General features: G+C 66.2%; 20 protein-coding genes and 1 pseudogene. 6 read left to right on the top strand and 15 right to left on the bottom strand.

From position 1 onward, the window contains the following. Window positions 1-90 precede the first annotated feature (90 nt). From FIV02_RS02760 to hemE, 3 genes and pseudogenes are all read left to right on the top strand, one after another. Complete coding sequence (locus FIV02_RS02760; RefSeq protein ID WP_037049831.1) at window positions 91-1,509, top strand: FAD-dependent oxidoreductase; 1,419 nt, start codon at window positions 91-93, stop codon at window positions 1,507-1,509. A gap of 234 nt (window positions 1,510-1,743) precedes the next feature. After that, window positions 1,744-1,905 (top strand): annotated as a pseudogene (locus FIV02_RS02770) (cyanate hydratase); the annotation flags it as partial. Between the two features lie 104 nt (window positions 1,906-2,009). Beyond that, window positions 2,010-3,077, top strand: a complete 1,068-nt coding sequence (gene hemE / locus FIV02_RS02775; protein ID WP_152487724.1) for a uroporphyrinogen decarboxylase — start codon at window positions 2,010-2,012, stop codon at window positions 3,075-3,077. 35 nt (window positions 3,078-3,112) lie between these two features. On the opposite strand, the gene FIV02_RS02780 is transcribed toward hemE, so the two are convergent. Continuing rightward, the gene (locus FIV02_RS02780) at window positions 3,113-3,544 is read right to left on the bottom strand and encodes a hypothetical protein (protein ID WP_037049817.1); all 432 of its coding nucleotides are present in this window, start codon (window positions 3,542-3,544) and stop codon (window positions 3,113-3,115) included. Between the two features lie 145 nt (window positions 3,545-3,689). Between FIV02_RS02780 and FIV02_RS02785 the strand changes: the two genes are divergently transcribed. Next, complete coding sequence (locus FIV02_RS02785) at window positions 3,690-4,460, top strand: ParA family protein (protein WP_037049815.1); 771 nt, start codon at window positions 3,690-3,692, stop codon at window positions 4,458-4,460. 42 nt (window positions 4,461-4,502) lie between these two features. On the opposite strand, the gene FIV02_RS02790 is transcribed toward FIV02_RS02785, so the two are convergent. From FIV02_RS02790 to FIV02_RS02835, 10 genes are all read right to left on the bottom strand, one after another. Continuing rightward, on the bottom strand, window positions 4,503-5,300 hold the full coding sequence (locus FIV02_RS02790; protein WP_037049814.1) for a universal stress protein: 798 nt from the start codon (window positions 5,298-5,300) through the stop codon (window positions 4,503-4,505). Window positions 5,301-5,422: 122 nt separating this feature from the next. Then, window positions 5,423-5,866: a PaaI family thioesterase gene (locus FIV02_RS02795; RefSeq protein ID WP_152487725.1), complete on the bottom strand. Its 444-nt coding sequence runs from the start codon at window positions 5,864-5,866 to the stop codon at window positions 5,423-5,425. A 92-nt stretch (window positions 5,867-5,958) separates the two neighbouring features. After that, entirely contained in the window at window positions 5,959-6,393 is a 435-nt protein-coding gene (gene trxC / locus FIV02_RS02800) for a thioredoxin TrxC (RefSeq protein ID WP_152487726.1), read from the bottom strand. A 59-nt stretch (window positions 6,394-6,452) separates the two neighbouring features. After that, entirely contained in the window at window positions 6,453-8,243 is a 1,791-nt protein-coding gene (locus tag FIV02_RS02805; protein ID WP_047591911.1) for an SLC13 family permease, read from the bottom strand. Window positions 8,244-8,420: 177 nt separating this feature from the next. Further along, window positions 8,421-9,884, bottom strand: coding sequence for a protein adenylyltransferase SelO (gene selO / locus FIV02_RS02810; RefSeq protein WP_152487727.1), 1,464 nt, complete (start codon window positions 9,882-9,884; stop codon window positions 8,421-8,423). Window positions 9,885-9,902: 18 nt separating this feature from the next. Beyond that, a complete protein-coding gene (gene mscK / locus FIV02_RS02815; protein ID WP_152487728.1) occupies window positions 9,903-13,253 on the bottom strand; it encodes a mechanosensitive channel MscK in 3,351 nt (1,116 codons plus the stop codon). A gap of 114 nt (window positions 13,254-13,367) precedes the next feature. After that, entirely contained in the window at window positions 13,368-15,113 is a 1,746-nt protein-coding gene (locus FIV02_RS02820; RefSeq protein WP_037049802.1) for a potassium/proton antiporter, read from the bottom strand. 161 nt (window positions 15,114-15,274) lie between these two features. After that, window positions 15,275-17,080, bottom strand: a complete 1,806-nt coding sequence (locus FIV02_RS02825) for an acyl-CoA dehydrogenase (protein ID WP_152487729.1) — start codon at window positions 17,078-17,080, stop codon at window positions 15,275-15,277. A 121-nt stretch (window positions 17,081-17,201) separates the two neighbouring features. Next, on the bottom strand, window positions 17,202-18,254 hold the full coding sequence (locus FIV02_RS02830; protein WP_152487730.1) for a nitronate monooxygenase family protein: 1,053 nt from the start codon (window positions 18,252-18,254) through the stop codon (window positions 17,202-17,204). Continuing rightward, window positions 18,245-19,435, bottom strand: a complete 1,191-nt coding sequence (locus FIV02_RS02835; protein ID WP_152487731.1) for a YbfB/YjiJ family MFS transporter — start codon at window positions 19,433-19,435, stop codon at window positions 18,245-18,247. The genes FIV02_RS02830 and FIV02_RS02835 overlap by 10 nt, the downstream gene beginning before the upstream one ends. Before the next feature lie 94 nt (window positions 19,436-19,529). Between FIV02_RS02835 and FIV02_RS02840 the strand changes: the two genes are divergently transcribed. Together FIV02_RS02840 and FIV02_RS02845 are read left to right on the top strand one after the other, a co-directional pair. Further along, window positions 19,530-20,417 carry a LysR substrate-binding domain-containing protein gene (locus FIV02_RS02840; protein WP_152487732.1) on the top strand — a complete coding sequence of 296 codons (888 nt, stop codon included), beginning with the start codon at window positions 19,530-19,532 and terminating at the stop codon, window positions 20,415-20,417. A 26-nt stretch (window positions 20,418-20,443) separates the two neighbouring features. Then, window positions 20,444-21,298 (top strand): 23S rRNA (adenine(2030)-N(6))-methyltransferase RlmJ, encoded by an 855-nt coding sequence (locus tag FIV02_RS02845; protein WP_037049794.1) that lies wholly within the window; start codon window positions 20,444-20,446, stop codon window positions 21,296-21,298. A 69-nt stretch (window positions 21,299-21,367) separates the two neighbouring features. Here the strand turns inward: FIV02_RS02845 and FIV02_RS02850 are convergent, their stop codons facing one another. The 4 genes from FIV02_RS02850 to FIV02_RS02865 all read right to left on the bottom strand — a co-directional run bounded on the left by FIV02_RS02850 (window position 21,368) and on the right by FIV02_RS02865 (window position 26,305). Beyond that, complete coding sequence (locus tag FIV02_RS02850) at window positions 21,368-22,621, bottom strand: HD-GYP domain-containing protein (protein WP_152487733.1); 1,254 nt, start codon at window positions 22,619-22,621, stop codon at window positions 21,368-21,370. A 61-nt stretch (window positions 22,622-22,682) separates the two neighbouring features. Next, window positions 22,683-22,880: a putative motility protein gene (locus FIV02_RS02855; protein ID WP_152487734.1), complete on the bottom strand. Its 198-nt coding sequence runs from the start codon at window positions 22,878-22,880 to the stop codon at window positions 22,683-22,685. Between the two features lie 15 nt (window positions 22,881-22,895). After that, window positions 22,896-23,549, bottom strand: coding sequence for a peptide-methionine (S)-S-oxide reductase MsrA (msrA, locus tag FIV02_RS02860; RefSeq protein ID WP_037049787.1), 654 nt, complete (start codon window positions 23,547-23,549; stop codon window positions 22,896-22,898). A 50-nt stretch (window positions 23,550-23,599) separates the two neighbouring features. Further along, window positions 23,600-26,305, bottom strand: coding sequence for an EAL domain-containing protein (locus tag FIV02_RS02865; RefSeq protein ID WP_047587893.1), 2,706 nt, complete (start codon window positions 26,303-26,305; stop codon window positions 23,600-23,602). Window positions 26,306-26,404: the final 99 nt, after the last annotated feature.

A 26,404-nucleotide genomic window follows, 5' to 3' on the forward strand; every position in this document is an offset into this window, starting at 1 on the left:
AGTCAGAAGCAGCTCCGGGCTTGCCGATCCAACGTGATCGTCTTGCAGCTTGCAGCTTGAAGCTTGCCGCTGCTGTTATGAGGTAATGCAATGACTGAACGTCTGAACAACGACTTCCAGTTCATCGAAGTCGGGCGCAAAGACCCGAAGAAGAAACTGCTGCGTCAGCGCAAGAAGGAATTCGTCGAGATCTACGACAACTTCAAGCCGGCGCAGGCCTCCGACCAGGCGCATCGCTGCCTGGGCTGCGGCAACCCGTATTGCGAGTGGAAGTGCCCGGTGCACAACTTCATTCCGAACTGGCTCAAGCTGGTTTCGGAGGGCAACATCCTCGCGGCGGCCGAACTGAGCCACCAGACCAACACCCTGCCGGAAGTCTGCGGTAGGGTGTGCCCGCAGGACCGTCTGTGCGAGGGCGCCTGTACCCTCAACGACGGTTTCGGCGCGGTGACCATCGGTTCGGTGGAGAAGTACATCACCGACACCGCCTTCGCCATGGGCTGGCGTCCGGACATGTCCAAGGTCAAGCCGACCGGCAAGCGCGTCGCCGTGATCGGTGCCGGCCCGGCCGGTCTGGGCTGTGCCGACGTGCTGGTGCGTAACGGCGTGACCCCGGTGGTGTTCGACAAGAACCCGGAGATCGGTGGCCTGCTGACCTTCGGCATTCCCGAGTTCAAGCTGGAGAAGACCGTACTCAGCCGCCGCCGTGAAGTCTTCAGCGGCATGGGCATCGAGTTCCGTCTGAACACCGAGATCGGCAAGGACGTGACCATGCAGCAACTGCTGGATGAGTACGATGCCGTGTTCATGGGCATGGGCACCTACACCTACATGAAGGGCGGTTTCCCGGGCGAGGACCTGCCGGGCGTCTACGACGCACTGGATTTCCTCATCGCCAACGTCAACCGCAACCTGGGCTTCGAGAAATCGCCGGAAGACTTCATCGACATGAAGGGCAAGCGCGTCGTGGTGCTCGGCGGTGGCGACACCGCGATGGACTGCAACCGCACCTCGATCCGTCAGGGCGCCAAGGCGGTGACCTGCGCCTATCGGCGTGACGAAGAGAACATGCCGGGCTCGCGCAAGGAAGTGAAGAACGCCAAGGAAGAGGGCGTGAAGTTCCTCTTCAACCGCCAGCCCATCGCCATCGTCGGTGAAGGCAAGGTGGAAGGCATCAAGGTGGTCGAGACCCGTCTCGGCGAGCCGGATGCCCGTGGTCGCCGCAGCCCCGAGCCGATTCCGGGTTCCGAGGAAGTCATCCCGGCAGAGGCCGTGCTGATCGCCTTCGGTTTCCGCCCGAGCCCGGCCCCCTGGTTCGAGCAGTTCGAGATCCAGACCGACAGCCAGGGCCGCGTCGTGGCGCCCGAGCAGGGTCAGTTCAAGCACCAGACCAGCAACCCGAAGATCTTCGCCGGTGGCGACATGGTGCGCGGTTCGGACCTGGTGGTGACCGCGATCTTCGAAGGCCGCAACGCCGCCGAAGGTATCCTCGACTACCTCGGCGTCTGATTCACCCGAGACCTGCGCGGCTGCGTTCGGTAGTCGCGCGGGTCGATGGCGAAACTCTCCAGGCGCGAGCGCAGGGGGGCTTGAGCTCCAGCAACCGCGCCGCCCCGTCCTTACCCGATATCCTGCCCGCGCAGACACTGAGCGCGGCGATCAGGTTGTCGTGCTTCCTGCTCCTTGGCTATTGGCGTCAGCGGCTCCGCCGGTGCGTCGCTGGGCAGGTTCAGTCGCAGGCGTGTACCGGGTGAGACCATCAAGGAACTGATCCGTGAGGCGTTCGGCGACGGCATCATGAGCGCCATCGACTTCAGCATGGACATTTCCCGTGTCGCCGACCCCAAGGGTGACCGCGTGCAGATCGTGCTCAACGGCAAGTTCCTGCCCTGCAAGGCCCGGTGAAACGGCGCGGCATATGGTCGCGATGGACGAAAGGCACGGCACCCGCCGTGCCTTTTGTTTTGCGCTCTGCGAAAATGCCCGCACTTTTTTTCCAGGACTCTGCCATGACCGCCCTGAAGAACGACCGTTTCCTGCGCGCCCTGCTCAAGCAACCTGTGGATGTCACGCCGATCTGGATGATGCGCCAGGCCGGCCGCTATCTGCCGGAATACCGCGCGACCCGGGCCAAGGCCGGCGACTTCGTGAGCCTGATGAAGAACCCGGAGCTGGCCTGCGAGGTCACCATCCAGCCGCTGGATCGCTATCCGCAGCTGGACGCGGCGATCCTGTTCTCCGACATCCTCACCATCCCCGATGCGATGGGGCAGGGGCTGTACTTCGAGACCGGCGAAGGTCCGCGTTTCAAGAAGGTGGTCAGCAGCCTGGCCGACATCGAGGCGCTGCCGGTCACCGACGCGGAGAAGGACCTGGGCTACGTGATGGACGCCGTGCGCACCATCCGCCGCGAGCTCGGTGGTCGGGTGCCGCTGATCGGCTTCTCCGGCAGCCCGTGGACGCTGGCGACCTACATGGTCGAAGGCGGCTCGAGCAAGGATTTCCGCAAGACCAAGGCCATGCTCTACGACAACCCGCAGGCCATGCATGCGCTGCTGGACAAGCTGGCGCAGTCGGTCACTGCCTACCTGAACGGGCAGATCCTGGCGGGGGCGCAGGCGGTGCAGATTTTCGACTCCTGGGGCGGCGCGCTGTCGGCAGCGGCCTATCAGGAGTTCTCCCTGGCCTACATGAAGAAGATCGTCGCTGGCCTGATCCGCGAGCATGAAGGTCGCCAGGTCCCGGTGATCCTGTTCACCAAGGGCGGCGGGTTGTGGCTCGAGTCGATGGCCGACAGCGGCGCCGAAGCCCTGGGCCTGGACTGGACCTGCGACATCGGCAGCGCCCGCGCCCGGGTCGGCGTCAAGGTGGCACTGCAGGGCAACATGGACCCGGCGGTGCTCTACGCCAAGCCCGAGGCGATCCGCGCCGAAGTGGCACGCATCCTGGCGGCCTACGGCGCCGGTAGCGGCCACGTGTTCAACCTCGGCCACGGCATCACCCCGGAAGTCGACCCGGCCCATGCCGGCGCCTTCTTCGAGGCCGTGCACGAGCTGTCGGCGCAGTATCACCAGTAGCACCATGAAAAAGCCCGGCATTGCCGGGCTTTTTCTTAGAAACCTGCGCGGTACTTGCTGTCGACCTTGCGCTTTTCCAGTGTGTACCGAGCAATGTCCATCTGCCCGCTGCCCAGCTGATCGTCCAGTTCCTGCAGCTCTCGCTCGTGCAGTTTGGCGACATGGGCCTTGGTCACGTTGTAGTTGATTGCACGTGCTGCGTCGTAGCCACTGACCGGATCCCAGAGGATGGACAGCGGCCAGAGCAGCAGGTTGACGACGCCATAGCCATATTCGCGCCCGTAGAACGAACCACCACCGGGGAGCAGGCCGAGTGCGGCAGCCGCGCCGGGGCTCTTGTCCCGGATGGCCATGCCACGGCTTTCATACGCGTCGAGCTCGGCTTTCTGTACGGAGTTGAGCCCGTTGGCACAGCCGGTGGTGATGGCCAGAAGGCCGCCAATCAAAAGTGTACGCAGGTACTGCATTGCATTTCCTTGTTGTGCATGTTGTCCTGATGCGCCGCTGGCGCGCGCGGAAACTATCACGATTGATATCAGTTGGCCATTATTGTCGTGATTGTCATGAGGTTTGCATAAGCTCTGGAGTCCAGAGCATTCAGGGAGAGCAACGATGCGACGTGTGGTGTTCAACCAGAAAGGGGGCGTGGGCAAGTCCAGCATCGCGTGCAATCTCGCTGCGGTGAGTGCCGCGCAGGGTTATCGGACGCTGCTGATCGACCTCGACGCCCAGGCCAACTCGACCCACTACCTGACGGGGCTGACCGGTGAGGAAATACCCGTTGGCATTGCCGACTTCTTCAAGCAGACCCTGGCGTCCGGGCCGTTCTCCAAGAAGGGCAAGGTGGATATCTACGAAACCCCCTTCGACAACCTCCATGTAGTCACCGCGACGGCGGAACTGGCGGAGCTGCAGCCCAAGCTGGAGCAGAAGCACAAGATCAACAAGCTGCGCAAACTGCTCGACGAGCTGGCCGAGGATTACGACCACATCTACCTGGATACGCCGCCTGCGCTGAACTTCTACACGGTCTCCGCACTGATCGCGGCTGACCGGGTGCTGATCCCCTTCGACTGCGACAGCTTCTCGCGTAATGCGCTGTACGGCCTGCTGGCCGAGATCGAAGAGCTGCGCGAGGATCACAACGAGGCGCTGGAGGTTGAGGGCATCGTGGTCAATCAGTTCCAGCCGCGCGCTTCGCTGCCGCAGCAACTGCTGGACGAGCTGCTTGCCGAGGGGCTGCCGGTGCTGCCGGTCAACCTGATGAGCTCGGTGAAGATGCGCGAGTCGCACCAGGTGTGCACGCCGCTGATCCATCTGGATGCACGGCACAAGCTGACTCAGCAGTTCGTCGAGCTGCACGACCTGCTCAACCAGGCCTGATCATCCGGCAAAGAGAAGGCGCCCTCGGGCGCCTTTTGTTCATCAGCGCACCACGAACACGTCGCACGGCGCCTTGTGCAGGAAGTGCTGGGCCAGGCTGCCGAGCAGCGCCTGGGAGAAGGCGCTGCGACCGTGGCTGCCGAGGACCAGCAGCTCGCCGCGGCGACTCTTGATCTGCTCCTGCAGGCTGCGCAGGATGCCGCCCTGCAGCACTTCGTGGCTGAGCGAGGGGCCGCCCGGCGGCAGGCTCTGCGACTCGTCGTGCAGGAGCTGGTCGATCAGGCCGCGCTGTGTCTCGAGCTGCTGTTCGACTTGCTGAGGCGTGCCCTTGTCCGGTTCGAAGACGTGCAGCGCGTGCAGCTCGGCGCCTTCGGGCAGCAGCCGATACGCCTGGCCCAGGGCGCTGCAGGCGCACAGCGAGAAGTCGATGGCGGCCAGTGCTCGCTGGTAGGGGGCGAAGTCATTGCGCGCGACCAGCAGCAGCGGCACGGTGCAGCGGCGGGCGATGCGGTCCAGGCTGGTGCCGGAGAAGAAGTCATGGCGCTGGTGATGGCCGCCCAGCACCAGCAGGTCGCAGCCGGTTTCCTGCACCTGCTGCAAGACCACCTCCGAGGGTTTGCCGCTGAGCATGCGCAGCGCGGTCCCGGCTGGCGCGTACTGGGTCAGGCTGCGGTCCAGGGCCTGGCGGGCCTTCTCGTGCTGCTCGCTGCTCTGGCTCGGGTCCAGGACATGCAGGATGGTCAGGCGGGCATTGTGCTGCTTGGCCAGTTGGGTGGCACGGCACAGGGCCAGGTCGGCGGTGTCGCGTAGGTCATGGGCGATAAGAATGTGATTGAACATGGTGACGGCTCTCCTGCCGATACCCGTCGGCAATTTTATTGTGCCTGTTCAGATAGCCGCTCTTTTGACCTATGGCAAGGCCGGGGACTGTAACCGATTGCGAATGCCGGTCGCGGCGTCGTTCAGCGTAAACGCAATTGATAGTGGCCGCGACTTTCCGCGACCACTTCTCCGTTGCCGTCGGTCAGTTGCAGTTCCAGCAGGTAGGACGCCTTGCCCTGCTGGTGCGCCTGGTCCTCCAGGCCCTGGATTTCCTCGGCCGACAGGCGCGCTTCGACCTGGATGTCACCGCTGGCCGGGCGCCGGAAACGCAGGTTCATTTCCGTGACGATGGGATAGAAGCGCTGGGTGTCGAAGCTGGTCAGGAACAGGGCGCCGCCCGGAATTTCCGCCAGGGTGAAGAGGGCGCCCGCGTACATGCTGCCGATGTGGTTCTGGTTGCCTTGCAGGGGCATGCGCAGGCGCACGAAGCCGGGCTCCAGAACCTCGGCCTTGAGGCCGCTGCGGTGGACGAAGGCGATCTGTTCTTCGGTCAGCTGACGAGCGATTTCCGTGGGCAGAGGCATGGCGCGACTCCAGGGGCGATGATCGCCCCAGCCTAAAGGCTGGACCCTGCCCTGCAATTGACCTCAGCGCCCGAGCGCGTTGACCGAAGCGCTCACAGGCCGTGCTGGCGCAGCCAGGCCAGCAGTTGCGGCAAGGGCATGGCGCCGCTCTGGCGGGCCACTTCCACACCGCCCCTGAACAGGATGAGGCTGGGAATCGAGCGGATGCCCAGCTGGCCGGACAGCTGGGCATTGGCCTCGCTGTCCAGCTTGCCCAGGCGGCAACGTCCTTGCAGCTGCGTCGCGGCCTGCTGGAAGGTGGGTGCGAACGCTTGGCAGGGGCCGCACCAGCTCGCCCAGACATCCACCAGCAGGGGCAGGTCGCCCTTGAGCTGGCTGGCGAAGTTGCCCTGCGTCAGCTCGATGGGCGCTGCCGGCAGCACCTGCGCCTTGCAGCGGCCGCAGCGCGGGCTGTCGTGCAGGCGCTCGCCTGGGATGCGGTTGAGCCCGTTGCAGTGCGGGCAGGGAATCAGCAGGGGATCGGGCATGACGGCGGCGCTCCAGGGAACATGTCGAACAGATGGAGTCGCCGCCGGCGGATATCAAGTCAGATCGGCGTCAGCGGGAAGAACCAGGGGATGACCACGGTAGCCACGGCCCAGAGCAGCAGATTGAGCGGCACGCCGACCTTCATGAAGTCGGTGAAGCGGTATCCCCCCGCGTTGTAGACGAAGGTATTGGTCTGATAGCCGATCGGGGTGGCGAAGCTGGCGCTGGCGGCGAACATCACCGCGACCACGAAGGCGCGAGGGTCGACGCCGAGGTGCTGGGCCAGGCCGATGGCGATCGGCGTCACCAGCACGGCGACGGCGTTGTTCGACAGCATCTCGGTGAGGACCGAGGTGAACAGATAGATCACGCTGAGCATCAGCAGGGGGCCGGCCCAGGGCAGCCAGCCCATCACGTTCTCCACCAGCAGCCTGACCAGGCCGACCTTGTCCATGGCGATGCTGATGGCCAGCATGCCGAAGATCAGGCTGAGGATCTTCCAGTCCACCGCCTTGTAGGCGTCCTCGACGTCGAGGCAGCGGGTTGCCAGGACGGTGACGGCGCCGATGATCGCCAGGCCCTCGATGGGCATCACGCCGAAGGCGGCCAGCAGCATCACCGCCAGCGTGGCGATGATCGCGATCGGCGCCTTGTCGCGGCGGAAGGCGCGTTCCTGCACGGCGTTGAGGCTGATCAGTTCGCCGTTGTCGGCGAAGCGCTTGATCTGCGCCGGCGTGCCTTCCACCAGCATCACGTCGCCGAACTGCAGCTGGAAGTCGTCGAGGTTGCCCTGCACGTTCTCGTCCTGGCGGTGGATCGCCAGGACCGCGATGCCGTAGCGTGCGGTCAGGTCGAGGTCGCGCATCGGCCGGTGGCTGTAGCGCGAGTTGCGCCCGACGATGGCCTCCGCGAGGATCACGTCGTGGCTGCTTATGGTCTCGAAGGCGTCGCCGCGGTTGAAGCTCAGGTGACCGCTTTCACGCAGTTCCACCACGTTCTTCACCTGGCCGTGGAGCATCAGGCGATCGCCGCTGGCCAGCAGGGTGTTGGCGCCCGGCTCGGTCAGTTCCTGTTCGTCGCGAAACAGCTTGAGCACCTGCAGGCCGCTGCCGCCGTTGAGGTTGGCCTCGTGCAGGGTCTTGCCGATCATCGGCGAGTCGTGCGGGACCAGCAACTCGGTCATGAAGGTGCGTGACAGGTCCGGGCGCAGCTGGCGCGAGAGGGTCTCGCGCTCCGGCAGCAGGCGCCGGCCGATGGTCAGCAGGTAGGCCATGCCGAACGCGGCCATGATCAGCCCGGCGCCGGTGATCTCGAAGATGCCGAAGGGCTCCAGGCCCGCCTTGCGTGCCACGCCGTCGACCAGGATGTTGGTCGAGGTGCCGATCATGGTCAGGGTGCCGCCGAGGATGGTGGCATAGGACAGCGGGATGAGCAGTTTGGAGGGCAGGGTGCCGGCGCGCCGCGCCAGGGCGATGGCCACCGGGGTGAGGATGGCCACGACCGGGGTGTTGTTGAGGCAGGCCGAGACCACCAGCGCGGTGACGGTGAGGCCGGAGAGCACGCGGATCGGGCTGGTGCCGACCAGATTGCCCAGCCAGTTGCCCAGCGCGTCGATGCAGCCGGTGCGTTCCAGCGCGGCGGAGAGCACGAACATGCAGGCGATGGTGACCGGTGCCGAGTTGGACAGCACGCTGAGCACTTCCCCTGGCGTCAGCAACTGGCTGACCAGCAGCGCAGCCACGGCGATGGCGGCGACGATGTCCGGGCTCCACTTTTCCCGCACGAAGGCGTAGAGCACCCAGATCAGCAGGGCGCCGACGAACAGCAGGGGCAGGGAGTCCCAGGGCATGAAAATCCTTGGCAGCGAATCTCGTGTGAGGTATCGGGCACGCACGGGGCGGCCTGGCTGGGCGCCAAGATAGAGGGCTTCTCTTAGATAGTCTAAGAATGTTTGGGCAGATTGATATGCCTTTTCGATTTAACAGATAAGGCAGCCAGCGGGGTTGTCCGGGGCTTCGACAGCCGCTCAGGACGAGCAGCTGATCTCCAGGTGCTTGCCCCACTGCGGCGGGCGCTCGGCGTAGCGCTGCATGTCCGGCTGCTCGTCGAAAGGCCGTGACAGCACCGCGTGCAGCTCACGTACCGGGTCGTAGTCGCCTCGTTCGGCGGCCTCGATGGCCTGCTGGGCCAGGTAGTTGCGCAGGATGTACTTGGGGTTGCACGCCTGCATGCGCGCCTGCCGCTCGGCCTGCTCGCCGCCCTCGCGTGCGCAGCGGGCGAGGTAGTCGCCGCCCCAGGCGTCGAAGCCGGCGAGGTCGACGAAGTCCTCGCGCACCACCTGCAGCGCGTCTGCGGGCGCACGCTCACCCAGGTTGCGGAAGAACAGCGTGTAGTCGGTGGCCTTGCCGGCCTGCATCAGCTGCAACAGGCGCTGGACCAGCGCCTCGTCGTCGTCCTCGGCCCGGGTGAAGCCCAGGCGCCTGCGCATCAGGTCCAGGTAGTGGGCCTGATACAGCGGCAGGAACAGCTCCAGCGTCTCGCGCAGGCGCTCCACGGCGACGAAGGGGGTCAGCGCCTGGGCCAGGGCCGCGAGGTTCCAGTGGGCGATGGGGACCTGGTTGCTGAAGCTGTAGCGGCCAGTGTCGTCGGAGTGATTGCAGATGTGCTGGGCATCGAAATCGTCGAGGAAGGCATAGGGGCCGTAGTCGAAGGTGATGCCGAGGATCGACATGTTGTCGGTGTTCATCACCCCGTGGCAGAAGCCGTAGGCCTGCCAGTGGGCGATCATCTGCGCGGTGCGCTCGATCACCTCGCGCAGCATCGCCAGCCAGGGTTCGTCCTGCTCCAGGCAGTGCGGGAAGTGGCAGCTCAGCACATGCTCGCCGAGCACTTTCAGCTGCTCGTGCTGGCGCGTGTAGTAGAAGTACTCGAAGTGACCGAAGCGCACATGGCTGCGGGCCAGGCGCAGGACCATGGCGGCGCTTTCCTGCTTCTCGCGCCACACCGGGGTGCTCGAGGCGGTCACGCACAGCGCCCGTGAGCTGGGAATGCCGAGCGCGTGCAGGTGTTCGCTGGCGAGAAACTCGCGGATCGACGAGCGCAGCACCGCGCGGCCGTCACCCATGCGCGAATAGGGGGTCATGCCGGCGCCCTTGAGGTGCAGGTCCCAGTGCTCGCCGGCCGTGTTCAGCACCTCGCCCAGCAGCAGGCCTCGGCCGTCGCCCAGGCGTGGCGTGTAGCCGCCGAACTGGTGCCCGGAGTAGACCATCGCACGCGGTTCGGCCTCGCCCCACAGCTTGTGCCCGGCGAACAGCTCGGTGAACTCGCTGCGCTGCGCCTCGGCCGGATCGAGATCGAGCAGAGCCATGGCCGACTCGCTCGCCACCACCAGGCGCGGTTGCTCGATGGGCTCGGGCAGCACCTCGGTGGAGAAGGCATCACCCAGGCGGGCGAAGCGGTTGTCGAAGGTCAGCGCGTCGAGGCGTTTCACCTGGGGCTCCTCTGCGGGTCAGGGCGTGGCGGGGGGAGGGGGCGTGTCTTGCACCGCTGCGGCGCCCGCCGCTGCGGCCTTGATCAGGTCCTTCTGGTCGAGCTTCTGCTCGCCATGCTCCAGGTTCTTCACGTACACCTCGACCTGGCGGAAGGCGATGTTGATGCCGTTCTTGGGGAATTCCTTGTCGATGAAACGGTTGATCTCGTCGGTGGCCGGGTTGCGGTCGCCGAGGTCGCGCACGTGGATGCGCAGCTCGTGATCCAGGGTGCTTTCGCCGAAATTCAGGAAGTAGGCAATCGGCGCCGGGTCTTTCAGCACCCGGCTGTTTTCCTGGGCGGCCTGCAGCAGCAGTTTGCGCACCAGGTCGAGGTCCGAGCCGTAGCCGACACCGACCTTGAGGGTGACGCGGGTCACGGTGTCGCTCAGCGACCAGTTGATCAGCTGGCCGGTGATGAAGGTCTTGTTCGGAACGATGATTTCCTTGTGGTCGAAATCGGTGATGGTGGTCGCGCGGATGCGGATCTTGCTCACCGTACCGGACAGGTTGCCGATGGTCACCACGTCGCCGATGCGCACCGGGCGCTCGAACAGGATGATCAGGCCGGATATGAAGTTGGCGAAGATTTCCTGCAGGCCGAAACCCAGGCCGACCGAGAGCGCGGCCACCAGCCACTGCAGCTTGTCCCAGCTCACGCCCAGGGTGGACAGGGTGGTGACGATGCCGATGGCGACCAGGGCATAGGACAGCAGCGTGGTGGTGGCGTAGGCGCTGCCCTGGGCCAGGCGCATGCGTGACAGCACCAGCACCTCGAGCAGGCCGGGCAGGTTGCGCGCCAGGGCCACGGTGATGGCGACGATGATCAGCGCGCCGATCACGTCCATCAGGCTGATCGGCACCAGGGTGGCGGCCTCGCCGGTGCCGCTGCTGTATTCGTAGAGGTTGACCGTGTCGAGGTAGGTGAATACGCCGATCAGCTCGGCCCAGACCCAGTACAGGCACACCAGGAAGCCGCCCAGCAGGGCCAGGCGGATCAGGCGCAGCGACTGCTGGTTGACCTGCTCGATGTCGAGCGTCGGCTCCTCCACCGCCACCTCGCCTTCCGGGCCGTCCTTGCTCTGCGTCTGGCGCTTGGCCAGCGCGCGCTGATAGGCCAGGCGCCGCGCCGCGACGCTGAGGCCGCGTACCAGTGTCGCCTCCAGCACCAGCCAGATGATCACCAGGTAGAGGGTGTCGATCAGGCGATCGGTCAGCTTGAGCGCCGTGTAGTAGTAACCGAAGGCGACGGCGCCGATCAGCGCCAGTGGCAGCAGATTGAACACCAGGCCGATAGCGGTGCGCAGCCCCGAGGTGTTCTCGCGCAGCGGTGCATTGAACAGCAGGTGGAACAGCAGCCAGGCCATCAGGGCGTAGCAGCTCAGCACCACGGCGATGCCGATCACGTCGTTGGCGAGGCTGGCCGGCTGGTGTTCGGCGATGCTCACGACCGCCACCAGCGCCATCACCACCATGCCCAGGCGGCGCAGGTGCTGGCGGAAGAAGGCGACGTTGGCCGGTGGCCAGTGGAAGTGCAGGATGGCCACGCCGTCCGGCGAGAGAATCCGGTGCAGGGTGTAGAACACCAGCCAGGCTTCCGCCATCTCGTACAGCGCGCCACCCAGGTAGAGGTTCTGGCCGCGTGCATCGTGCAGCAGGGCATAGCCGCAGAGCGCGAGGAACAGGGCCACCGGTAGCGCCAGGATCAGGTTCAGCCCCAGGGCCAGCGGGGTATGCAGCTGGCTGTCGTGCTTGTAGTGGCCGATGTCGCCGTGCAGGCTGCCGAGCTTGCGGAACAGGTACTGGCGGCGCCAGAGGATCAGAGCGCAGAGCAGGATCAGCGGCAGGAACACCAGGGGGCGGTCGATCAGGCCCGCGCCCAGCTCGCTGATGGCGATCGCCCAGGGCATGTCGGTGAGCTGCTGCTGCAGGTAGTGCGGCGCCGACTTCAGCCAGTCGAGGTCGAGTGGCTTGTTGCTCGGGATCCAGAACATCTGCTCGTCGATGGTGGCGCGCAGGCTGCTGGAGGTGCTCTGCAGTTCCTTCTGGTTGAGCTGCAGGGTGATCGATTCGTTGAGCAGCGCATTCAGCGAGCGGCTGAGGCGGTCGAGCAGTTCACGGCGGGTATCGAGCTGGTCGAGCAGGGCGCTGCGCAGTTCGGGGCTGACCTGCTCCCCCGGCTGGTTGTCCAGCAGATCGTTGACGTAGCGCGACGGGTCGCGAATCTCCTCGCGCTGCTTGTTCAGCTCGAACTGGTACAGGCGGATGTCGGCGATTTCATCGGCGAGCGAGCCATCCTCCAGCTTGAGTTGCGGCAGCGCCTGCTTCTGCTGATAGAGAATCTTCGACAGCAGCAGGCTGCCCTGCAGGACCCGGATCTGTTCATCCAGTGCCTGTTCTGCCTGGGCCAGGTTGTCCAGCTGCTGGCGTGTCTGCAGGTTCTGCTCGGTCAGGCGGTTGAGGCGGTCCGTGGCCCGCAGCAGGTAGTCGGAAAGCTTGAGATTGAGCGTGCTCTCCTTCGCCAGCAGCTTGTCCGAGCTGGCGCGTTCGGCCTCCCGCGACTGTTCGGCGACAGTCTGTTCCGACTCGGCGCGGCGGCGTTCGTTGATCAGGCTCTGCAAGGCCTGACGTTCCTGCTCGGCACGGTTGATGCGCTCTTCGAGCAGGGCGCGCTGGGCGCTGCCGAGGTCCTGCAGCAGGCTGTTGCCGGCCAGCTCCTGGCGGCGCAGCTGGGTCTGCGCCGCGAGCAGCGCGAGCTCCGCATTGAGCTGGTCGCGGCGTTCCCGGCTCAGCGACTTGCCGTCGTAGCGGCCGCTCTTCAGGCTGTCGTTGATCAGTTGGCTGCGCGCCTGGTTCTGGCTGATCTCCGCTTGCGCGCGCTCCGGGCGGGTCTGTGCGGTGATCACCAGGCTGTTGGCCTCGATGATGGCCTTGTTCCAGTCGCTGAGCTGGCTGGAGCGTTCGTTCAGCAACTGCTCCAGCTGGGGCAGGGTGGTACGCGCGTGGCGCTCGGCGATGGGCCGTTCAGGGCTGGCCTTGAGCCTGCTCAGGTCGCGCTGGGACTCGGTGATGAGGCGTGGCGCCTCGTCCAGCTGCTTGCGCAGATCGCCCAGGCGTTTCTCGGCGTCATCGCGATCCCTGAGCATGCGCAGCGTCTGTTCCAGCGTCTGCTTCATGGCCAGCTGCTCGGCTTCCGGCAGCTTGCGGTCGGCCAGGCTGTCCAGGCTCTGCTGGACGTTCTCGGCTTTGGGTGGTTCGTCGGCGAACGCTGGCGGCAGGCCGAGGCACAGGGCGAACAGGACGGCAACGAGGGGCAGGCGCGACAGGTGCATGGTGCAGTGATCTACCGATGGCGGTGGCGACGAAAAGTGCTGGCGACGTGACGCAGGCACGGGTTTGCGGCCCGTGTCTGCTGCTGATGCTAGCAGAGTCCTTGCAGCGGTTTTCTAGAAGTGCAGCCCAGGGCCTGGGCGAGCGCCTTCGGGGAATCTGACGCCAACCTTGCGTACCTTGTTCCCTTCCATGGCGGCCACGGTCCAGGTCATGCCCTGCCATTCCACCTGGTCGCCGACGATAGGTTCGCCGCCGATCTCCTGCGCGATGAAGCGGCCCAGCGGCTGGTTGCCCTCGACCTCGCCGAGCTTGAGGCCGTAGAGCGCTGCGACCGCATTCAGCTCGGCATCGCCCTCGAGCACGAAATCGCCGAAGAAACGCAGGTCCTGGCCGCGCTTGGGCGCCTGGCTGAACAGCTTGCCGAGGGCTGGCAGGTCATGTTCGTGGCCGATCACGCAGAGCAGGTCGCCGGCTTCCAGGCGCGTGCTGCCCGATGGGTGCAGCAGCTCGCGGCCACGGAACAGCGCCGCGATACGCGTGCCCTCGGGCATGTTCAGTTCGCGCAGGGCGGCGCCGATGCACCACTTCTCCGCGCCCAGGCGATAGACGAACAGCTCCCACTGGCTGGTCGGGTGCACTTCCAGGCCGGCGCGCGACACCGGTGCCGGCTCCGGCGGTACGGTGACGCGCATCAGCTTGGCTGCCAGCGGCAGGCTGGTGCCTTGCAGCAGCAGGGAGATGATCACGATGAAGAAGGCCACGTTGAAGAACAGCTGGGCGTTGGGCAGCCCGGCCATCAGCGGGAACACGGCGAGAATGATCGGCACGGCGCCGCGCAGACCGACCCAGGCGATGAACATCCGCTCGCGGTCGTGGAAGGCGCGAAATGGCAGCAGACCGAGGAAGATCGACAGCGGCCGGGCGAAGAGGATCATCCACAGCGCCAGGGCCAGCGCCGGCAGGGCGATGGGCAGCAGCTCGTGCGGCGTGACCAGCAGGCCGAGTACCAGGAACATGCCGATCTGTGCCAGCCAGGTGAGGCCGTCGAGCATGTGCAGGATGCCGTGGCGCGAGCGAATCGGGCGATTGCCCAGGAGCAGGCCGCACAGGTAGATGGCCAGGATGCCACTGCCCCCCACCGCTGTGGTGATGGCGAAGATGATCAGGCCGCCGCTGACCACCAGCAGCGGATACAGGCCGGTGGCCAGTTCCATGCGGTTGATCAGGTTGAGCAGCAGCCAGCCGCCGCCCAGGCCCAGCAGGGTGCCGAGGCCGAATTGTTGCACCAGTTGGATCGGCAGGTCCCAGCTGAAACCGGTCTGGCCGCTGGCGAGCATGGCGATCAGGGTGATGGTGAGGAACACCGCCATCGGGTCGTTGCTGCCGGATTCGATCTCCAGGGTGGAGCTGACCCGTTCGTTGAGGCCGCGGCCGCCGAGCAGGGAGAATACCGCCGCCGCATCCGTGGAGCCGACGATGGCGCCGATCAGCAGGCCTTCCAGCAGGGTCAGGTCGAACAGCCAGGCTGCCGCCAGGCCGGTCAGGCCGGCGGTGATCATCACCCCCACGGTGGCCAGCGACAGCGAGGGCCACAGGGCCACACGGAAACTGGAGACCCGCGTGCGCATGCCGCCGTCGAGCAGGATCACCGCCAACGCCAGGTTGCCGACCAGATAGGCCAGGGGGTAGTTGTTGAAGATGATGCCGCCAGGGCCGTCGGTGCCGGCGAGCATGCCGACGCCCAGGAAGATCACCAGGATGGGGATGCCGAAACGTGTCCCGAAAGCGCTGACCAGAATGCTGGCCGCTACCAACAAGGCGCCGATCAAGAACAGATTGTTGATGGCGCTGGCATCCAAATGCGCATACTCCTGGCTGGGTGGATGGAGCGCCGTTATGCATGGCGCGTGCCAGGGATTCTAACCGTAGCCTTCGTACCGCTGTCAAAAAGGTTATTACATTTTTCGAGCCTGCCCCGGGGCGACCGCCGAACGGGCGCCCCGAGGTCGTTCCTGCGGTTTCAGAACCAGGCGTCCTGCATGCCCAGGCAGGTGTCGTCGCGTGCCTCGAGCACGGCCAGATCGTGGTGGCAGCCCGGCACTTCCCAGGTTAGGAAGTAACGCGCGGCCTGCAGCTTGCCACGGTAGAAGGCCTGTTCCTCGGCGTTGTCGGTGCGCGCCAGACCCTGTTCGGCGTGAATCGCCTGCTCCAGCCAGCGCCAGCCGATCACGGTGTGGCCGAACACCTTGAGGTACAGCGCCGAGTTGGCCAGGCCTTGATTGACCTTGCCGCTCATCAGGTCGCCGAGCAGTGCCAGGGTGACCGCTTGCAGGCGGGCCACCAGTTGCTCCAGCGGCTGGCGCAGGGGCGTGAGCGACTCGTGCTGGCTGGCGCGCTGGCAGCATGCGTTGATCAGCTTGAGCAACTGCTTGAGCGCGGCGCCGCCGTTCTGCGAGACCTTGCGCCCGAGCAGGTCGAGCGACTGGATACCGTGGGTGCCCTCGTGAATCGGGTTGAGCCGGTTGTCGCGGTAGTACTGTTCCACCGGGTACTCGCGGGTGTAACCGTGGCCACCGAGGATCTGGATCGCCAGTTCGTTGGCCTTGAGGCAGAACTCCGAGGGCCAGGACTTGACGATGGGGGTCAGCAGGTCGAGCATCTCCAGTGCCTGGGTGCGCTCCTCGGCGGTTTCCAGGGTGTGGGTGTCGTCGAACAGCCGCGCGGCGTACAGGCCGAGGTCGAAGGCGCCTTCGACATAGGCCTTCTGCGTCAGCAGCATGCGCCGCACATCGGCATGCTCGATGATCGAGATCTGCGCGCTGGACGGGTCCTTGCCGTCCGGCTGGCGACCCTGCGGACGGTTGCGTGCGTAATCCAGCGAATAGAGGTAGCCGGCGTAGCCGAGCATGATGGCGCCCATGCCGACGCCGATGCGCGCCTCGTTCATCATCTGGAACATGTAGGACAGACCCGCGTGCGGCTTGCCTACCAGATAGCCGATGCATTCGCCGTTGTCGCCGAAGTTCAGCGCGGTGGAGGTGGTGCCGCGCCAGCCCATCTTGTGGAACAGCCCGGCCAGGGTCACGTCGTTGCGCGGGCCCAGGCTGCCATCGGTGTCGACATGGAACTTGGGCACAATGAACAGGCTGATGCCCTTCACCCCGGGGGGGGCATCCGGCAGTTTGGCCAGCACCATGTGCACGATGTTCTCGGAGATCGGCTGGTCGCCGCCGGAGATGAAGATCTTGTTGCCCTTGATGCGATAGCTGCCATCGGCATGCGGCTCGGCCCTGGTGCGGATGTCCGACAGCGAGGAACCGGCGTGCGGCTCGGTCAGGGCCATGGTGCCGAAGAAGCGACCGTCGATGATCGGTTGCAGGAAGCGCTCTTTCTGCTCGTCGCTGCCGAAGGCTTCGATCAGGTTGGCCACGCCCATGGTCAGCATCGAGTACGAGCTGGTGGCGCAGTTGGCGGACTGGAAGTGAGCGAAGCAGGCCTGCGACAGCAGGTTGGGCAGCTGCATGCCGCCCTGCTCGAAATCCCGTGTGGCGTTGAGGAAACCGGCTTCGTGGAACGCGCGCAGCGCAGGCTCGACCTCCGGGATCAGCACGGCGCCGCCGTCCACGTACTGCGGCTCGTGTTCATCGCTCTTGCGGTTGTGCGGGGCGAACAGTTGTTCGGCGATACCGCGCGCGGTGCTGATCGCCGCATCGAAGGTCTCGCGGTTGTGATCGGCGAACCTTGGGCGTTGGGTCAGGGCTTCGGCGTCGAGTACTTCATAGAGTTCGAAGGCCAGGTTGCGGGCGCTGAGCAGGGTCTCGGACATGGAACGGGTCTCCTGATGATCGTCCGAGTCTAGGCAGTCCGTTGCCCGGCTGCCCAGCATCATCAGTCACGGTGATAAAGCGCCACACCACCCTGGCGATCCCGGCACCGCAGAAGCGGCCTCAGTCGCGATGGGGCTCGAAGCCCCGCGCCAGCGCGCGGGTCAGCTCGGCGGCCGGCATCGGCCGGCAGTTGGCGACGTTCTGCCCGGCCCAGAGTGGCGAGAAGTCGCTGTCGCCCCGCGCTTCGGCTGCCGCGCGCAGCGGCGCGATGGCCGCCGTTGCCAGGGGGAAGGTGGGCGCCAGGGGGCTGAGCGGGCCCTGCTCGCGCATCAGGCGATTGACGATGCCACGCGCGGGCCGACCGCTGAACAGGTTGGTCAGTGCCGTGTGTCGCGCTGCCGGGCTCTGCAGGGCCGCGCGGTGGAGGGCGCTGGTGCTCGCCTCCGGACACAGCAGGTAGGCACTGCCGACCTGCACGCCTGCGGCGCCAAGTGCCATGGCCGCAGCCACCCCACGTGCATCGCTGATGCCGCCCGTGGCGATCACCGGGACGTCGAGGGCATCCACGAGCTGCGGCAGCAGGGCGAAAGTCACCAGCTGGCGGCTCAGGTCATGATCGAGAAAGTGCCCGCGATGACCGCCGGCCTCCAGCCCCTGGGCGATCACCGCGTCGACGCCGCGCTGCTGCAGCCACAGGGCTTCCTCCAGCGTGGTGGCGCTGGAGAGGATTCTGGCGCCACTGTCGCGCACCCGTTGCAGTAGGGCGTCGTCCGGCAGGCCGAAGTGGAAGCTCACCACGGCCGGGTGAAACTCCTCGACCAGTTCCGCCGCCTCGGCGTTGAACGGCAGGCGCCCGGGGCCGCCTGCGATCGTTGCCTGGTCCACGCCGAATTCCTGGTAGTACGGGGCCAGTGCCTCACGCCAGGTCGCTTCCCGGGCGGCATCCGGCTGAGGTTGCACGTGGCTGAAGAAGTTTAGGTTGAACGGTCGCTGCGTCAGGCCGCGCAGCGCCTCCAGCTCCTGGCGCAGGGCGGCCGGCGTGAGCATCGCGCAGGGGATCGAACCCAGGCCTCCGGCCTCGCAGACGGCGGCGGCCAGGCGGTGATTCTGCGAACCGGCCATGGGCGCCTGGATCAGTGGCAGCGGGCTGCCAAACAGGTCATTCACGAGCATGGGGCGAGCTTCCTTTCGGTAGGGGAGTCGGGGGTGGGCGCCCGCCAGGTCCAGAACAATGACCAGAGCAAGGCCAGGGCGCCGATCGAGAAGCTGCTGGTCAGGCTGTGACCGGCGGCGGTCCAGTGTTCGACGAACCAGGGGCCGACCAGTTGGCTGCCGCCGTAGAGGCTGATCAGCAGCGCGGCCAGGCGCGGTCCCTGGCTCGGTTTGAGCGCGCGGGCAAGGCGCTGCGTCAGCAGGACGGTGCCGAGGAAGGTGCCGCCGACCAGCACGGCGCTGCCCAGCACACCGACAGGGCCGGGCAGCAGGACCGGCAGGGCGGTTCCCAGCAGTTGCAGCACGTAGTTGACCTGCAGGGCACGGCGGTCGCCGAGCCAGGCACCGACACGATTCCACAGGGTCGCGGAGATCAGGCAGGCCAGGGCGGTCCACCACCAGTTGCCGATCAGCAAGGGATGGCCGGGCGGAAGTTGTTCGCGGGCCAGTGCGGGGAGGAAGGTCAGCGGCAGGATGTAGCCCAGGCCCGCCCCCAGGTAGGCGAGCAGCAGCGGCAGGCTGCGACGGTCGATCAGTCGGCCCGGCGCACTGGACTGGGCGCTGGCGGGCAGCTGCTGGGCCAGGCGTCGCAACATTCCGGCGCTGATCAGGGCAATGGGCAGGGCGACCAGCGCGATGGGCAGCCAGCGCAGCGGCCCCTGCCAGGGCGTAAGCACGACCAGCGCGCCGCACAGCAGCATGCCGCCTCCCAGGCCCAGGTAGACCAGGCCACTCAGTGCCGTGGCCTGACGCACGGCCAGCCATTCCAGCACCAGTGCCGGGGCGAGGACGAAGACCACACCGTTGCTGATGCCGTTGCTCAGGCGCAGGACGGCCAGCATGTCGATGTCGCGGGTGAATACCTGGGCCAGGGTCAGCCCGGCGTTGAGCAGCAGCGCGACCGGCAGGCCCAGGCGCAGCCCCCGGGGGCTGGCCATGGGCAGGGCGAGCAAGGCACCGAGCAGGTAGCCCAGGTAGTTCCAGGTGGCCAGTTGGGCGCCCTGGGCCAGACTGAACAGGCCGTCGTCGAGCAGCAGCGGTAGCAGCGGTGTGTAGGCGAAACGGCCCAGGGCATGCACCGCCACCAGTGCCAGGGCGGCGGCGAGGATGGCCTTGAAGCAGTCGCGGTCGAGTTTGAGCATCGGGCCTCCGGTCGTGCTGCGCACCATAGTCGTTGTTCTGTATGGACTGTTAGTGAAAAATACTGCGATCAGTTTTCACTTTTGGTGAAAGATCATGGATGCCTGGCAACGTCTCAACCCGCAACTGCTGCGCTATTTCCTCGCCGTCGCGCGTGAGGGCTCCCTCAGTGCCGCCGGTGTGCGGCTCAATTGCGTGCCGTCGAACGTCTCGGCGCGCCTGCGCCAGCTGGAGCAGCAGCTCGACACGCGCCTGTTCCGCCGTCAGGGCCAGCGGCTGCGCCTGAGCCAGGCGGGCGAGCGCCTGCGACCGCATGCCGAACACCTCGAGCAGCTCTGCCAGCTGGCCTGGCGCAGCGTGCAGGAGGATGTGTGGAGTGGTGACTTGCGCCTGGGCTCCATGGAGACCACCGCTGCCGTGCGTCTGCCCGAGCTGCTGGCGGCGTTCCATCAGCGTGCGCCACGGGTCAACCTGCAACTGAGCACCGGGCCGAGCCGGCGCCTGGTCGATGAGGTGCTGGCCGGGGAGCTGGATGCCGGCCTGATCGGAGGGCCGTTCGAGCATCCGCAGCTCGATTGCCTGCCGATCTGGCAGGAGGAGCTGATGCTGGTCCTGCCACCCGCCCAGGACGCCGCCAGCCTGGGCGCGCGCCCGCAAACGCTGCTCGGCTTTCCCGAAGGCTGTCACTACCGCGAGCGCCTGGAGCGCTGGGCGCTCACCAGCGACCTGCAGGTGGCGGCGCGGCAGAGCTATGGTTCGATCGATGCGATCTTCGCCGGTATCGCGGCGGGCATGGGCATCGGCCTGCTGCCGCGCAGCCTGCTCGAGCGCCATCCACGTGTGCACCTGGTGCAGTATCAGGCCATCGCCCCGCAGCTGGGGGCGACCACCACGCTGCTGGCGCGGCGCCGCGATGCCGGCGAGCACCCGCCGTTGTCCCTGTTGCTGGAGCTGATGCGCGCGCAAAGTCCGCTCAACGAGTAAACTCGACGGCTGTTTCGGAGACCCTCATGAACTACCGCCACGCCTTCCATGCCGGCAACCATGCCGATGTGCTCAAGCACCTGCTGCTGACCCGCCTGATCGCCCTGCTGTCGAAGAAGGAGGCGCCTTTCGCCTACCTCGACAGCCATGCCGGGATCGGCCTGTACGACCTGCAAGGCGATCAGGCCAATCGCACCGGCGAGTACCTGGAGGGCATCGGCCGTCTGTGGCAGGCCGAGCAGTTGCCGGACGCGGTCGAAGCCTACCTGGACGTGGTGCGGGCGATGAACCCCGATGGCGCGCTGCGCTACTACCCCGGCTCGCCGGAGCTCGCGCGGCTGCTCAGCCGCGAGCAGGATCGCCTGCAGCTCAACGAGAAGCACCCCGAGGATGGTCGTCTGCTCAAGGACAACATGCGTGGCGACCGCCGCGTGGCCGTGCACCTGGGCGAGGGCTGGCACGTGCCCCGCGCCCTGATGCCCACCCGCGAGAAGCGCGTGTTGCTGCTGATCGACCCGCCGTTCGAGCAGGCGGACGAATTGCAGCGCTGCGTCGAGGCGCTCAACGAGGCGCATGGGCGCATGCGCCAGGCCATCGTGGCGATCTGGTACCCGATCAAGGATGAGCGCCAGCTTGCGCGCTTCTACGCCGGCCTGAGCAAGAGCAACGCGCCCAAGCTGCTGCGTGCCGAGCTGTACGTCCATGCCCCGGACGATGCCAGTCGCCTGAGCGGCTCCGGGCTGGTGATCAGCAATCCGCCATGGGGTCTGGAAGACGAGCTCAAGCAACTGCTGCCCTGGTTGGCCGATGCGCTCGGGCAGAGTCAGGGCGGCTGGCGTCTGGACTGGTTGGTAGAAGAGGCGGCAAGCGGCAAGCCATGAACGCGTAGTCCGGATGAAGTCCGGGACCCGTGGCCGCCGAGCCCCGGATTGCATCCGGGCTGCCAGGGCTCAACCGCGCTCGTGGTTCGGTTCGATGTGATAGCTCAGGTTGCGCCGTGGGCTGAGGTACTCCAGCACTTCCAGCGGCAGCTGTGACGGGCGCAGGCTGCGCGCGATGGCCAGGTCGCTGTCTTCGGCCAGGTCGACGATCAGCGCTTCGTGCTTGGCGACGCTGGCGTCGTAGAGGATCAGCGTCGGCCTCAGTGCCTGGGTCGGGTTCATGCCCAGCACCAACGCGTAGCGCTCGTCTTCCAGCTGCACCAGGCTGCCAGGCGGATAGATGCCCATGACGCGGACGAAGGCCTTCAGCGCCACCTCGTCGAAGTGCTCGCGCTGCTGCTTGAACATCTGCACCAGCGCCTCGTGAGGGCTCAGGGCCTGGCGCGGGTCGAGCGGGTTGCACAGGCCGTCGAAGTGATTGGTGATGGCCACCAGGCGACTGAGGCGGCCAATGCCCGCCTCGCGCAAGCCGCGCGGATAGCCCGAGCCGTCACAGTGCTCATGGTGCTCGTGGATGATGCGCAGCACCTCGTCGTCGAGCATGAGCTTCTGCCCCATGCGCAGGCCGAAATCGGTGTGCATCTGCAGCAGCTGCTGTTCCGGTCGGGTCAGCGGCTCCGGCTTGAGCAGCACCTTGCTCGGCACCTCCAGCTTGCCGATGTCGTGCAACAGCGCCCCCAGGCCCAGGCTGTGGCAGGCCTCGCTGTCGAGACCCAGTTGGCGCCCGAGCAACAGCGCCAGCACGGTGACGTTGAGGGCGTGAAAGTAGCTGTCCTCGGCGGCCTTGCCGGTGATGCCGTGCAGCACCACGCCGGGCGCGCCAAGGAGTGTCTCGACCATTTCGCTGACGATGGCGCCGGCCTGCTGCACGGCGTCCTCGGGACGGCTGCGCAGGGTCTGGTTGAGGGTCTTGATGCGTTGGCTGGCTTCGCTGAAGCGCCGGTCGACCTCCGCCAGGCGGCTGCGCAGGTGACGCAGTTTCTGCGCACGCTCCTGGCGGGCCTGGTGCTGCGGGTCGACAGGTGGCGCTTCGACTACGGCTTCGCTGGGGCTGTCGGCCGGCTCCAGCGGCGCGCAGTCGCTGCGTGCCGGGTCGTAGCGCAACCGTTCGAGGTTCAGCGCGCGCAGGGCGCGAATCTGCGCTTCATCCTTGATCTTGAAGTTGCTGAAGGCGAAGTCGTGCTCCCACCAGCTCAGCTCCAGCTGAACGTAGAGGCCGATGCACAACTGCTCGGGAGAAATGTAGGCAGGGCTGGCGGACATGCCGTGTACGCAGAAAGATGGCTATTTGCCGGCAGTGTAGTCCGACAGGCGCGGGCGGTCATCAGGCCATCACGTCGATGCTGTTGCCGAGGTGGGGCGGATTGCTCGGCGCGCTGGCCGGCGCGGCCGACTGCACCAGGCTGGTGATGTTGGCGGCCTGCAGGTCCAGCGTCTTGCGCAGCAGCAGAAGCGACATCTGCGCGGAGATCTGCGCAGATGCCTGGGTGGATACCTGGCTGGCGAGGCTGCTTACTTCCACGAGGGTCTACCGGTTTCAGGATTCAGGGGGTAGACATACGCCTGTTCCGCCGAGGCCGCAATAGCCGTTGGGGTTCTTCGCCAGGTACTGCTGGTGATAGGTCTCGGCGTAGTAGAAGGTCGGCGCGTTGCCGATCTCGGTGGTGATGGTGCCCAGGCCCGCCTTGTCCAGCTCGGCCTGGAAGCGCGCCTGGCTGGCCAGGGCCGCATTCAGTTGCGCGGCGTCGTGGCAGTAGATCGCCGAGCGGTACTGGGTGCCCTGGTCGTTGCCCTGGCGCATGCCCTGGGTCGGGTTGTGCGCTTCCCAGAACACCTTGAGCAGGGCCTCGAAGCTGGTCTGCTGCGGATCGAACACCACCAGCACCACTTCGGTGTGCCCGGTCAGGCCCGAGCAGACTTCCTCGTAGGTCGGGTTGGGGGTCAGGCCGCCGGCATAGCCCACCGCCGTGCTGTACACGCCCGGCTGCTGCCAGAAGCGTCGCTCGGCCCCCCAGAAGCAACCCAGGCCGAATACGGCCTGCTGCAACCCGGCAGGGAAGGGCGGCTTGATCGGGTGGCCGTTGAGGTGATGGACATCGGCCACCGGCAGCGGCTCGTTGCGCCCCGGCAGAGCCTGTTCGGCGCTCGGCAGGGCCAGCTTGTGGACGAGTATCTGGGAACGCAGAACCATGGCGGTCTCCTGAAGGTGGGCAGGTCTTTGACTCGGTGTGACGCCGCGTATTACAGCCGCTGGTCGGCCTGCGGGCGGCAGGGGTAGCGGCGCAGGCTGTCGATCAGCTCACGGCCCGAGATCGGTTTGTCGAACAGGTAGCCCTGGCCGACGTCGCATTGCTGGCGCCGCAGGAAGCCGAGCTGGGCGCCGGTCTCGATGCCCTCGGCGACCACCTTGAGCTTGAGGTTGTGGGCCATGGCGATCACCGCCGAGGTGATCTCCATGTCGTCCTGGTTGTCGGGAATGTCCTTGATGAAGCTGCGATCGATCTTGATCACGTCGATGGGGAATTTCTTCAGGTAACTCAGCGAGGAGTAGCCCGTGCCGAAGTCATCCATCGCCAGGGTCAGGCCCAGGCTCTTCAGGCGGCCGAGCTGGTGGCGGGTGTCTTCGGTGGCTTCCAGCAGCAGGCTCTCGGTCAGTTCCAGCTCCAGCAGCCGAGGGTCGAGCTGTTCCTCGTTGAGGATGGCGGCGACGGAGCCGACCAGGTCGGGATCGGAGAACTGCTTGGGCGACAGGTTGATCGCCACCTGCAGCTGCCCCAGGCCGATGGCGGCGATCTGCTTGCTCATGCGGCAGGCCTGGCGCACCACCCACTTGCCGATGGGGATGATCAGGCCGGTTTCCTCGGCCACGCTGATGAACTGGTCCGGGCGGATCATGCCCTTTTCCGGGTGCTGCCAGCGCAGCAGCGCTTCCATGCCGAGCAGTTGCCCGCTCTTCAGGCAGAGCTTGGGCTGGTAGAAGACTTCCAGTTCGTTCTGGGTCAGGGCGCGGCGCAGGTTGTTCTCGACGAACAGCTTGTAGTTGGCCTCAGCGTTCAGGGCTTCGGTGAACAGCTGCACCTGGTGCTTGCCGTTGGCCTTGGCCTTGTGCAGGGCCAGGCCGGCGTGCTTCATCAGGGTTTGCGGGTCGTCGCCATGTTCCGGGGCGATGGCCAGGCCGACGGAGCCGGTGATGCTGATCAGCTGGTTGTCGACGAACAGCGGCTTGTCCAGCGTCTGCAGGACCTGCTGGGCGATGCGCATACCGCCGTCCTGATCGCTGCCATCGAGGAGGATGGCGAACTCGTTGCTGGCGAAGCGCGCCAGCGTGCCCTGGGTGCCAAGGCTGTTGCGCAGACGCCGGGCCAGGGCCGAGAGCAGCTTGTCGCCGGTCTGGTGGCCGAGGCTGTCGTTGATGCGCTTGAAGTTGTCGATGTCCACCAGCAGCAGCCCCATGGGGCGCCGGGCATGGCGCGCGAAACGCTCTTCCAGGCTGCGGATGAAGGCGGGCCGGTTGCCGAGGTTGGTCAGGTTGTCGGTGTAGGCCAGGCGCTCGATACGTTGCTGCGCCAGCTTGGCGTCGGTGATGTCTTCGTAGATGCCGATGTAGTGGGTCAGCTCGCCATCGTCGCCGTAGACCTTGGAGATCGACAGATGGCCCCAGTACGGCTCCTGACTCTTGCGCCGGCTGCGGAACTCGCCTTGCCAGCTGCTGTGCTCGGCCAGGCTGGAGTCGGCGTCGAACAGCAGGTCGCTGAGGTTGGACAGCGCCGGCAGCTCGGACAGGCGGTGGCCGCAGACTTCGTCGCTGCTGTACAGGGTGATGGCGGTGAAGCTCGGGTTGACGTACTCCACGCGGCCGTCGCGGTCGACCAGCAGGAAGGCGCTGGCGCTCTGCTCCACCGCGCGCTGGAACAGGTGCAGTGCGTTGGTGGCGGAGCGTTTCTCCTGATTGATCAGGACCTGGGCGAACTGGTCGGCCAGTTCCCCGGCGAAGGCGATCTCGTCGGCCTGCCAGATGCGCTTGGCGCCGATGTGCTCGAGGCAGAGGATGCCCACCACCTCGCCTTCGATGCGGATGCTGGCATCGAGCATGGAGCTGATCCCCAGCGGTTCCAGGTAGGTCGGCTTCAGTTCGCGGGTGCGCAGGTCGTGTTGCGCGTCGTGGGCATCGATGGCGCGGCCGCTGTGCAGCGCTTCCAGGTAATGGGGGAAGCTGCGCGCATCGATCGGCGGCAGTTGTTCGTGGCGATCCAGGTCGCGGCGATACAGCGAGATGCAGTCGAGGCTCTGGCTGTTCAGGTGCCAGATGCCCGCACGGGCGACGCCGTAAACCTCGCAGGCAGCCTGGGTGATGAGCTCGGCCGCCTCCTGCTGCGGATCGCTGGAGACATAGCGCTGGCGTGACAGGCGCACGATCAGCTGCTGCTGGGTATGCGAGCGGGCCAGGTGCTGCAGGTGGTCGCGCTGAGTGCGCTGATACTGCTGCAAGGCGTTGCGCAGGTTCTGGTTCTGCGCCAGCAGTTCGCTCTCGTCGGGGGTATGGGCGGCGAGGCTTTCATCGGCGATCAGCAGGTAGCCACGCAGCAGCTGACGGTTGTGCTGCCTGAAGGGCTCGCCCATCTCCAGCAGGTTCAGTGCGCCCTGTGGCGTGTGCAGGGTGTAGCGCACCAGGTAGTGCTGCCCCTGCAGCAACTGTTGCTGGATGCTGTCGTGCAGGCGATAGCGTGCCTCGGGCTCCATCAGGCTGGCGTAGGGGGCGTCGATCAGCGCACACAGATCGGCGGCGCTGATGCCCAGCTTGCGTTCGCAGGCCGGGTCGAGAAACAGCAGTGCCCAGCTTGGCTCGTTCAAGCGCTCGAAACGCAACATGCCGAGCCGTGATGGCACTGGCAACTGCGTCACAACCTCGGCTGCCGAACGGGGGCCGGCATCGGGATGGCTTTTCATTGGGCGTTGGGCTTCCAGTATGCTGACCAGGCGAGGCATCCGTTCTCGGTACAGAGTCACCACAGCCACAGGGCGCGGTGACATGGACGGAGGCTAGGG

Origin of the sequence: Pseudomonas sp. THAF187a (genome assembly GCF_009363395.1) — a bacterium.
In the GTDB taxonomy this organism is placed as follows: Bacteria; Pseudomonadota; Gammaproteobacteria; order Pseudomonadales; family Pseudomonadaceae; genus Aquipseudomonas; species Aquipseudomonas khazarica.

What these genes read in the sequence shown, in the direction of transcription:
- FIV02_RS02865 (WP_047587893.1), bottom strand. Translation starts at nt 26,305, where the DNA reads ATGAAAAGCCATCCCGATGCCGGCCCCCGTTCGGCAGCCGAGGTTGTG.
- FIV02_RS02825 (WP_152487729.1), bottom strand. Translation starts at nt 17,080, where the DNA reads ATGTCCGAGACCCTGCTCAGCGCCCGCAACCTGGCCTTCGAACTCTAT.
- FIV02_RS02850 (WP_152487733.1), bottom strand. Translation starts at nt 22,621, where the DNA reads ATGTCCGCCAGCCCTGCCTACATTTCTCCCGAGCAGTTGTGCATCGGC.
- FIV02_RS02790 (WP_037049814.1), bottom strand. Translation starts at nt 5,300, where the DNA reads ATGTTCAATCACATTCTTATCGCCCATGACCTACGCGACACCGCCGAC.
- mscK (WP_152487728.1), bottom strand. Translation starts at nt 13,253, where the DNA reads ATGCACCTGTCGCGCCTGCCCCTCGTTGCCGTCCTGTTCGCCCTGTGC.
- msrA (WP_037049787.1), bottom strand. Translation starts at nt 23,549, where the DNA reads ATGGTTCTGCGTTCCCAGATACTCGTCCACAAGCTGGCCCTGCCGAGC.
- FIV02_RS02760 (WP_037049831.1), top strand. Translation starts at nt 91, where the DNA reads ATGACTGAACGTCTGAACAACGACTTCCAGTTCATCGAAGTCGGGCGC.
- FIV02_RS02780 (WP_037049817.1), bottom strand. Translation starts at nt 3,544, where the DNA reads ATGCAGTACCTGCGTACACTTTTGATTGGCGGCCTTCTGGCCATCACC.
- FIV02_RS02785 (WP_037049815.1), top strand. Translation starts at nt 3,690, where the DNA reads ATGCGACGTGTGGTGTTCAACCAGAAAGGGGGCGTGGGCAAGTCCAGC.
- trxC (WP_152487726.1), bottom strand. Translation starts at nt 6,393, where the DNA reads ATGCCCGATCCCCTGCTGATTCCCTGCCCGCACTGCAACGGGCTCAAC.
- FIV02_RS02805 (WP_047591911.1), bottom strand. Translation starts at nt 8,243, where the DNA reads ATGCCCTGGGACTCCCTGCCCCTGCTGTTCGTCGGCGCCCTGCTGATC.
- FIV02_RS02830 (WP_152487730.1), bottom strand. Translation starts at nt 18,254, where the DNA reads ATGCTCGTGAATGACCTGTTTGGCAGCCCGCTGCCACTGATCCAGGCG.
- FIV02_RS02795 (WP_152487725.1), bottom strand. Translation starts at nt 5,866, where the DNA reads ATGCCTCTGCCCACGGAAATCGCTCGTCAGCTGACCGAAGAACAGATC.
- FIV02_RS02840 (WP_152487732.1), top strand. Translation starts at nt 19,530, where the DNA reads ATGGATGCCTGGCAACGTCTCAACCCGCAACTGCTGCGCTATTTCCTC.
- hemE (WP_152487724.1), top strand. Translation starts at nt 2,010, where the DNA reads ATGACCGCCCTGAAGAACGACCGTTTCCTGCGCGCCCTGCTCAAGCAA.
- FIV02_RS02835 (WP_152487731.1), bottom strand. Translation starts at nt 19,435, where the DNA reads ATGCTCAAACTCGACCGCGACTGCTTCAAGGCCATCCTCGCCGCCGCC.
- FIV02_RS02845 (WP_037049794.1), top strand. Translation starts at nt 20,444, where the DNA reads ATGAACTACCGCCACGCCTTCCATGCCGGCAACCATGCCGATGTGCTC.